Consider the following 7735-nt stretch of genomic DNA (forward strand, 5'->3'; position numbering starts at 1 on the left):
ACCTGCTCAGGAAACGTTTGTTCTAATTTCATTTCCTATATTTTATCATATTTCATAGACATGTAGATTTTACTCATCATAATTTTTGCATTAATGCTCCGAATAGAGTAAACATTGATTTATAGGTAATATCCATCGATAGTTTTAACATTCCATAGATACGAAAAAACCAAAGGAAAGTGGACTAATAGTCTCCTTCCTTTGGTTACACGCTTATTGGTTCGCCGCTTCATCTACAATTGCCGTAATAAATTCCGCAACCTTAACTAGTTCACTAATCGGCATTTTTTCGCTTGTCGTATGGATTTCTTCATATCCGACGGACAGATTAACTGTCGGTATACCAAAACCAGCAATAACATTTGCATCACTTCCGCCACCACTTTGAAGAAGCTCACTTTTACGCCCAATTTTTTCGGCAGCTTTTCTTGCTACTTCTACTACTTCGTCACCCGCTTGATGTTTGAAGCCTGGGTACATAATTTTCACTTCAACCTCTGCTTTACCCCCCATTGCTTCTGCTGTTTCCTCAAAAGCTTTCTTCATTTTAGCAACCTGTTCCTCCATCTTTTCTGGAACGAGTGACCTTGCTTCAGCTAAAATTTCCACATGATCACAAACAATGTTAGTTGCTCTTCCACCTTCAAATCGACCAATGTTAGCTGTCGTTTCCTTATCTATTCTTCCTAATGGCATTTTGGAAATAGCTTTTGCTGCAATTGTAATAGCTGATACACCTTTTTCAGGTGCTACTCCTGCATGAGCCGTTTTCCCTTTAATAATCGTGTTAATTTTGGCTTGAGTTGGAGCTGCTACAACGATGTTCCCAACTCTCCCATCACTATCTATTGCATAACCATATTTTGCAGTAATAAGCGATGCATCTAAAGCACGTGCCCCTACTAGACCAGACTCTTCTCCAACCGTAATAACAAATTGAATGTCACCGTGTTGGATTTTTTCTTCTTTAATAACGCGGATTGCTTCTAACATAGCTGCAAGACCAGCTTTGTCATCAGCTCCTAAAATGGTAGTTCCATCCGTAACAATATAACCATCTTTTATGGAAGGCTTTACTCCAACTCCAGGAACTACTGTATCCATATGTGAAGTAAAATAAATCGTATCAACGCCTTCCTTCGTTCCTTTCAAGGTGCAAATAAGGTTATTGGCACCGAACCCTGTTTGTTCTTTTGCGTTATCTTCTTTTATTTCTAAACCAAGCTTAGAAAATTTTCCTTTCAAAACTTCGGCTATTTTAGCTTCATTTTTTGTCTCTGAATCCACTTGAATAAGCTCTAGGAATTCATCCACTAATCTGTCTTGATTCACTTCTGGCATATTTATAAATTCCTCCCTTATGTCACTATAGTCTATTGTTATTATAACGGAATATTTCCATGCTTTCTTTTTGGACGATCTTCCTTTTTATCTTCCAGCATTTCCAACGAACGGATGAGGGCCATTCTTGTTTCCCTTGGATCGATTACATCATCTACCATTCCAAGCCCTGCTGCTACATAAGGATTAGCGAACTTTTCTCTGTACTCTGAAATTTTTTCAAGACGAGTTTGATCTGCATTGTCACTATCTTTTATATCCCGAGCAAATATGATATTAGCAGCACCTTCAGGACCCATTACAGCAATTTCTGCATTCGGCCAAGCATAGACCAGGTCTGCTCCAATTGATTTACTATTTAATGCAACGTAAGCCCCACCATATGCTTTTCTTGTAATGACAGTTATTTTTGGAACTGTTGCTTCTGAATAGGCATATAAAATTTTGGCTCCGTGTCTAATAATTCCACCATGCTCCTGTTTTATCCCAGGGAAAAAGCCTGTTACATCCTCAAAAGTAATAATCGGAATATTAAATGCATCACAGAACCTGATAAATCGAGCTGCTTTATCACTCGAATCGATATCTAGTCCACCCGCAAGATATTTCGGCTGATTACAAACGAGGCCAACTGATCTTCCTTTTATTCTTGCGAAACCAACCACAATATTTTTTGCAAAATCGGGATGGATTTCAAAAAAGGAATCGATATCGACAACCTCATTAATTATCGTTCTAACATCGTAAGGGCGAATTGGGTCAAACGGAATCAAGTCTGTTATATTTTCTAAATAGTCTTCTTTATCCTCATTTAGTTTTATAATCGGCACTTTTTCCTCATTATTAGAAGGAAGATAAGGAATTAGCTTCTTCACATAATCCAAAGCTTTTTCTTCATTTTCAGCTCGCAAATGGGCATTTCCGCTTTTCTTATTATGTACTTCTGCTCCCCCTAAATCCTCTGAAGTAATTTTCTCCCCTGTTACCGTTTCAATAACTTTGGGACCTGTAATAAACATTTGGGATGTTTTTTCTACCATAATTAAGAAGTCAGTAATAGCAGGGGAATATACGGCTCCTCCTGCACATGGCCCCATAATAACCGAAATTTGTGGGATTACTCCTGAATAAATAGAATTCCGATAAAAAACTTGTCCATATCCATCCAATGAAGCAACACCTTCCTGAATTCTAGCTCCACCAGAGTCATTAAGTCCGATAAAGGGGGTTCCATTCTTTGCTGCTAAGTCCATAACAGCAGCAATTTTTTTCGCATGCATTTCACCAAGTGCCCCACCAAAAACCGTAAAGTCTTGTGCAAACAAATAGACAGCACGTCCACTAATTTTACCGTAACCAGTGACAACTCCCTCTCCTGGTGCAGGCTTGTTGTTCATTCCAAAGTCATTCGTACGGTGCTCCATAAAAGGATTCAATTCCACAAAAGAACCTTCATCTAGTAAATAATTGATTCGCTCTCTTGCCGTCATCTTGCCTTTTTCTCGTTGCTTTTGAATCTTTTCATCTCCACCACCTAATTCTACTCTTCTACGCTTATCGTATAATTCATTAATTTTATCAAATATATCCACCTATTAATCCTCCTTTTTATGCTCACATAGTTCAAATAAAACACCATTTGCTGCTTTCGGATGGAGGAAGGCAATTTGGGAACCATGTGCTCCTTCCTTTGGAGTTTCATGAATAAGTGGAACTTGCTGCTCTTGATAAACTTTTAGTCTTTCCGCAAGCTCTTTCACTTCAAAAGCTATATGGTGAATCCCTTCGCCCTTTTTCTCTATATATTTTGCAATAACAGAATCATCTGAAAGGGGCTCTAATAGTTCAATGGAAGATTCTCCAATTCCGAAAAAGGCTACTTTTACTTGTTCTGAAGGGACTTCCTCCATACCTAATAATTTCAAGCCTAAAACGTTGTGATAAAAATGCAAGGAATTTTCAATGGATTTTACCGCTATTCCTATATGCGCAATTTTGGATGGTGGTTCAGTTAGTTCTGTTCCATAAACAAGCTGTTTAATATAAGAAGCAACGACATCTGTAGACGTACCCGGTGTAAACACCTTTTTGACTCCTTTTTCTTCTAAAATAGGAATGTCCTCAGCAGGAATAACGCCCCCACCAACAACGGGTATATCCCCTGCATTTTTTTCTTTTAATAAGTCCACTACTTTTGGAAATAACGACATATGTGCTCCTGATAAAGATGAAAGTCCTACTACATCAACATCTTCTTGTATGGCAGCCTGCGCAATTTGGGCAGGTGATTGACGCAAACCAGTATAAATAACTTCCATCCCATGATCACGTAGAGCTTGCGCAATTATTAATGCTCCACGGTCATGACCGTCTAATCCAGGTTTAGCTACTAACACACGTATTTTTTTGCTCATCTTTTTCTACTCCCCCTTTTACGATATTATCCTGTGTATTCCCCGAATTCATCTCGTAATATGTTACATATTTCCCCAATAGAAGCATATACCTTAACTGCATCTAAAATATAAGGCATTAAGTTTTCATGTTCTGTTTGTGCTGCCCTACGTAACCTATCTAGACAAGTTGTAACCTCTGCTTGATTTCTGCTCTCTTTAATCGTTTTCAAGCTTTCTTTTTGGTCCATTTCTAATCTTTCATTTACTCGAAGTAAATCCGGATTAACTTCTTCTTCTAATTGAAACTTATTCATACCAACGACTATATCTTCTTGTTTTTCGATTCGTTTTTGTGCTTCATATGCTGCCTGATGAATTTCTCGTTGCATATACCCATCCTCAACCGCTTGAACTGCTCCACCAAGGTCTTTTATTTTTTCCAGATACTTTTCAACCTCTGCTTCCATTTCATCGGTTAATTGTTCGATATAATACGAGCCACCTAATGGATCAATTGTGTCAGCAACGCCACTTTCATGTGCAATAATTTGTTGGGTTCTTAATGCAATACGAGCAGACTCTTCAGTCGGTAATGCCAATGCTTCATCACGGGAATTCGTGTGAAGGCTCTGCGTTCCACCTAATACAGCTGCAAGCGCTTGCATAGTAACACGAACAATATTGTTATCGGGCTGCTGTGCGGTTAGTGTAGATCCCCCTGTTTGAGTATGAAAACGTAGCTTCCAGCTCTTTTCACTTTTCGCACCATAATGCTCTTTCATAATTTTCGCCCAAATTCTTCTTGCAGCTCTAAATTTCGCAATTTCTTCGAAGAAATTATTATGTGCATTAAAGAAAAAGGCAAGGCGTGGGGCAAATTTATCAATTTCTAAATCATTAGCTAAAGCAGCATCTACATAAGCCATGCCGTTTGCTAGGGTAAAAGCAAGCTCTTGCACAGCAGTCGAACCTGCTTCTCGAATGTGATATCCAGAAATACTTATCGTGTTAAACTTAGGTACATATTGTTGACAGTATGCAAAAATATTTGTAATTAAGCGCATAGACGGCTTTGGTGGATAAATATATGTACCTCTTGCAATATATTCCTTTAAAATATCGTTTTGAATCGTTCCAGTTAACTTTTCTTTAGAAACTCCTTGCTTCTCACCAACTGCAATATACATGCAAAGTAAGACAGATGCAGGCGCATTAATTGTCATCGACGTACTAACTTTATCTAAAGGAATGGAATCAAATAAATCCTCCATATCCTTTAACGTATCAATGGCTACTCCTACTTTTCCTACTTCCCCTTCAGACATCATATCATCAGAATCATAGCCAATTTGAGTTGGTAAATCAAAGGCTACAGATAAACCTGTCTGTCCTTGGTCTAATAAATAGCGAAAGCGGTTATTTGTTTCTTTTGCCGATCCGAAACCTGCATATTGACGCATTGTCCAAAAACGGCTTCTATACATAGTAGGTTGAATTCCTCGAGTGTATGGATATTGCCCAGGAAATCCAAGTTTATCTACATAATTTGCATCTTCCTGTTCCGGTATATAAAGGCGATCTACTTCCTTTTCAGAGCTCGTTGTAAAGGTTTCCTTTCGCTCAGGAAATCGATTCGTAGCTTTTTGTACATCCTGCTCCCATTTTTCTTTTTGTATTTCATACTCATTTTTTCCCATAACTATCCTCCTAATCAACGTCCCTAATCTAAATTAATTCTAGAAAAATTAGTAATATTCCTACTTCTATTGTTCAATAAATATATTAACTTGTCCAATCTTTCTTTTCCTTGTAAAATAAGAAGAGAAAAATCTAGGGGGGTACTTGTGATGGCGAAGAAAAATAACAACACAGTTTCTGAAAAACCAAGAGTTTCTAAAAGACAAAAACGTATAAAGTTTGTCATTTATCTTATGATACTATCAATGATTTTAAGCTCTATTTTAGCTGGAGCTGTCATGTTTTTATAATGTTATGAAACCCTTGTTCATCTTTGGACAAGGGTTTTTTTCTCTAAAGAAGATAGTAGGGAAAATTACCATCAACTAAGCTGTTACTTCTTCTTTTTTAGGAGGTTTTACATCACTTTTTTTGAACGATCGTTTAATAATTAGGTATTGTTCGATTTCATTTAACAATGTAAATAAATTAGCCCTAGCTTCGAATTCCTCTCTTGTACTAGGTAAACTCCCTTCCCTAAATTCCTCTCTTATCTCTTTTAATTGGTGCAAAAAGATAACCGCTGTATTCCCAGGATTTACGCCTTCTGCTAGTTCAGAAAAAAAGGTTGAAATTTTGACTGATTGTTTACTTACTTCTGGAATTCGACTAATCAATGGAAGTATTCTTTCTAAAATTTCAAACTGTTTTGTTCTCATTTGAAAGTAGTGATAAAACTGATGATGACTACGTAACAGATGATTTTCCACATCCCGATAAGCCAATCCTAGGGCTTCATCCAATATAAAAGCAGTTTCTGTAAACTCTTTTCCTGTCCAACTTTCATCACCTGTCCTTAGAAAGTGTGCAATTTCCTTCAGAATCTTTTGAAAGTTTTCCTCAACCTGCTCTTGCATTTTTTTTAATTCACTTTCCAAGCTCGGCATATACATGTTAAGCAGGAGTGCTGTCCCGATACCAACAGAAATTAAAACAACTTCATTCAAAAGAAGTTCAAAAGTTACGAAACCTGCACCATATAAGTGCAAAATAATGACAGAACTCGTTACAATCCCCTCTGTTATTTTTAACATAACCGTAACTGGTATAAAAATAAACAATAAAATGCCTATAGCATAAGGTTCATAACCGAGTGTTTCAAAAATAAGAAAAGAAAATGCCATGCCTAACATACATGCAGCAAAACGGTACCATGCACTTAAAACAGACCTTTTTCTCGTTACTTGTATACATAATATCGTGAGGATACCTGCAGATATGTAATTATCTAATTGCAAAAGTTGTGCAATAAAGATAGCGATCGGTGCACCTATCGCTGTTTTTAAAGTACGATAGCCGATTTTCACGATAAAAAGAACTCCTTTATAGTTTTTAACATAGCCCTTAATAGAAAAAAGAGATGGCCATCTCGACCATCTTTTTTCCTTCCTTATACTTCTTCACAATATTTCTCAAATAAATCCTGCAATTGGTTTACGACTTCATAAGCTTCAGAAGATTCGATTTCATGGCGTTCCACCATTTTCACGATTTTACCGTCCTTCAATAATGCAAAAGAAGGAGAAGAAGGCTCATACCCCTCAAAATATTCACGTGCTTTTGCAGTCGCTTCTCGATCTTGTCCAGCAAACACTGTGTAAAGATGTTCCGGACGCTTATCAAAATGTAATGAATTAGCTGCAGCAGGTCTTGCAATTCCACCTGCACAACCACAAACAGAGTTCACCATTACAAGAGCAGTTCCTTTTTTATTCAAGGCTGCATCTACTTCTTCCGGTGTTTTTAATTCTGAATAGCCAGCTGCTTTGATTTCTTCTCTTGCTTTTCCTACAACATCATCCATATAAATGCTAAAATCCATGAGACATTAGCTCCTTTTTATAAAAAATTTAGTCCTATGTCCATCTTATCAACTTTACGCCAAGCTTTCAATCTATGTGCAAGTTAAAAAAGCAGACCTCTAGTCAAAGAGGTCTGCATAAGCTATATTAGCTACTGCATGTTAGAAGATTGTAACGTGTTGTTTTGTTGTTGTCCTTGTGTGGCACCATTCATTCCTGCAACGAAAGGAGCAAATTTCTGCACCATTTTGCCCATTCCTTGTCCATTTCTCATACTGTAATAAGCTGCAGCACCAATACCAACTGATGCGACAATTGGTAACCAGTTACGATTTCTCACAGCTTTCACCCCCTCATCTATTAAGGTTCCCATTATCGTTGAAATCACCAGGGGTAATATTTAGGAATTACACAAAACAAAGCCACATTCTTTTGGAGTCTTTTTTAGATATTACTTTG

General features: G+C 37.3%; 8 protein-coding genes. 1 reads left to right on the forward strand and 7 read right to left on the reverse strand.

The annotated features are described in order from the left end of the window. Positions 1–213 precede the first annotated feature (213 nt). Genes HNQ94_RS18965 through HNQ94_RS18980 form a run of 4 tightly spaced genes read right to left on the reverse strand, consistent with a single transcriptional unit; the run spans position 214 to position 5434 of the window. Positions 214–1341: a M20/M25/M40 family metallo-hydrolase gene (locus HNQ94_RS18965; protein WP_174497894.1), complete on the reverse strand. Its 1128-nt coding sequence runs from the start codon at positions 1339–1341 to the stop codon at positions 214–216. 41 nt (positions 1342–1382) lie between these two features. Further along, positions 1383–2933 carry an acyl-CoA carboxylase subunit beta gene (locus HNQ94_RS18970; protein ID WP_174497893.1) on the reverse strand — a complete coding sequence of 517 codons (1551 nt, stop codon included), beginning with the start codon at positions 2931–2933 and terminating at the stop codon, positions 1383–1385. Positions 2934–2936: 3 nt separating this feature from the next. Next, positions 2937–3755 carry a methylmalonyl-CoA epimerase gene (mce, locus tag HNQ94_RS18975; protein ID WP_174497892.1) on the reverse strand — a complete coding sequence of 273 codons (819 nt, stop codon included), beginning with the start codon at positions 3753–3755 and terminating at the stop codon, positions 2937–2939. Positions 3756–3781: 26 nt separating this feature from the next. Then, positions 3782–5434 carry an acyl-CoA mutase large subunit family protein gene (locus HNQ94_RS18980; RefSeq protein WP_174497891.1) on the reverse strand — a complete coding sequence of 551 codons (1653 nt, stop codon included), beginning with the start codon at positions 5432–5434 and terminating at the stop codon, positions 3782–3784. 150 nt (positions 5435–5584) lie between these two features. Between HNQ94_RS18980 and prli42 the strand changes: the two genes are divergently transcribed. Beyond that, positions 5585–5725: a stressosome-associated protein Prli42 gene (gene prli42 / locus HNQ94_RS18985; RefSeq protein WP_174497890.1), complete on the forward strand. Its 141-nt coding sequence runs from the start codon at positions 5585–5587 to the stop codon at positions 5723–5725. Positions 5726–5800: 75 nt separating this feature from the next. On the opposite strand, the gene HNQ94_RS18990 is transcribed toward prli42, so the two are convergent. The 3 genes from HNQ94_RS18990 to HNQ94_RS19000 all read right to left on the reverse strand — a co-directional run bounded on the left by HNQ94_RS18990 (position 5801) and on the right by HNQ94_RS19000 (position 7616). Continuing rightward, positions 5801–6784 carry an aromatic acid exporter family protein gene (locus HNQ94_RS18990; protein WP_174497916.1) on the reverse strand — a complete coding sequence of 328 codons (984 nt, stop codon included), beginning with the start codon at positions 6782–6784 and terminating at the stop codon, positions 5801–5803. Positions 6785–6864: 80 nt separating this feature from the next. Continuing rightward, entirely contained in the window at positions 6865–7296 is a 432-nt protein-coding gene (locus HNQ94_RS18995; RefSeq protein ID WP_174497889.1) for a BrxA/BrxB family bacilliredoxin, read from the reverse strand. Positions 7297–7427: 131 nt separating this feature from the next. After that, on the reverse strand, positions 7428–7616 hold the full coding sequence (locus tag HNQ94_RS19000; RefSeq protein WP_174497888.1) for a hypothetical protein: 189 nt from the start codon (positions 7614–7616) through the stop codon (positions 7428–7430). Between the last annotated feature and the right edge of the window lie 119 nt (positions 7617–7735).

It is taken from the genome of Salirhabdus euzebyi (assembly GCF_014207435.1).
GTDB lineage: Bacteria > Bacillota > Bacilli > Bacillales > Alkalibacillaceae > Salirhabdus > Salirhabdus euzebyi.